At 66.1% G+C, this 1,304-nt stretch carries 1 protein-coding gene; it reads left to right on the top strand.

Features of this window, described 5'->3' with window-relative positions; translation table 11 throughout:
* The first annotated feature begins 45 nt into the window (after positions 1 to 45).
* Positions 46 to 1,272, top strand: a complete 1,227-nt coding sequence (locus tag ABT294_RS50750; protein WP_350813751.1) for an IS30 family transposase — start codon at positions 46 to 48, stop codon at positions 1,270 to 1,272.
* The last annotated feature ends 32 nt before the right edge of the window (positions 1,273 to 1,304 follow it).

Raw genomic sequence — 1,304 nt, forward strand, 5'->3', positions numbered from 1 at the left:
CTTAAGTTCTAGGGATCGTCGCAACACCCCAGCTCGGGGGATGCGATGGACTTCGAGATCCGTAAGGACCGCAAACCGCAGGGGCCGAAGAAGCTGATCCGTGAGCGGGAGGAATACTTCCGGCTTATGGATCAAGGTCTCAGCAGCCGTGAGGCGTGCCGGATCGTCGGGATCAACCTGAGGACCGGCAAAAAGTGGCGCAACGGCCACCACTCGCCCGGCGCTGGAAAGAAGGCGGTGCCTCCTGCTGGATCGGAGGCACCGCCTTCTGACGGGCCGTCCCGCTACCTGCGCGAAAACGAACGCATCCATATCGCTGACCGAGTACGGGAGAAGGCGTCGATCCGTCAGATCGCACGCGAACTCGGCCGTGCACCCTCCACGATCAGCCGGGAGGTGCGCCGCAATCGGCACCCCACCAACGGCCAGTACCGCCCGCATGCGGCCCAGGCCCGCGCCGACGCCCGCCGGCCGCGCCCCAAACCCAGCAAGATCGGGCAGAACCCGGAGTTACGGGGATACATTCAGGACCACCTGCACCAGCGCTGGAGCCCGGAGCAGATCGTCCAGAAGCTGCGCAGGACCTTCCCCGAGCGGCCGGAGATGCACGTGTGCCACGAGACCATCTACCAGGCGCTGTACGTGCAAGGCCGCGGCGAGCTGCGTCGCGAGCTGGCCCGGGCGCTGCGCACCGGCCGCGCAATCCGCAAACCCCGCCGTCTGGCCGACAGACGCCAGTCCCGCGCCATCCAGAACATGGTCATGATCAGCGAACGGCCCGCCGAAGCGGCCGACCGCGCCGTGCCAGGACACTGGGAAGGCGACCTCATCATCGGCAAAGACGGAAAGTCGGCAATCGGCACCCTTGTCGAGCGCTCCACCCGCTACGTCATGCTCCTGCATCTGCCCGGCGACCACAGCGCCGCCAGCACCCGCGACGCCCTGATCCAGACCGTCACCACCCTGCCGTCCCAGCTACGCCGCTCACTGACCTGGGACCAGGGCTCCGAGATGGCCGCACACCGCGCGTTCACCCTCGCCACCGACATCCCCGTCTACTTCTGCGACCCTGCCAGCCCATGGCAGCGAGGCTCGAACGAGAACACCAACGGCCTGCTGCGTCAGTACTTCCCCAAGGGCACGGATCTGTCCAAGCACACCCGCGACGACCTCGACGCCGTCGCTGCTGAATTGAACGCCAGACCAAGAAAGACGCTCGACTGGGATACCCCAGCCGAGCGTCTCACTATGCTGCTCGCAGCCAGTAATTGATCACTGTGTTGCGACGACCCCTCGAATCCGCG

Origin of the sequence: Nonomuraea sp. NPDC000554, assembly GCF_040300065.1 — a bacterium.
Classification (GTDB): Bacteria; Actinomycetota; Actinomycetes; order Streptosporangiales; family Streptosporangiaceae; genus Nonomuraea.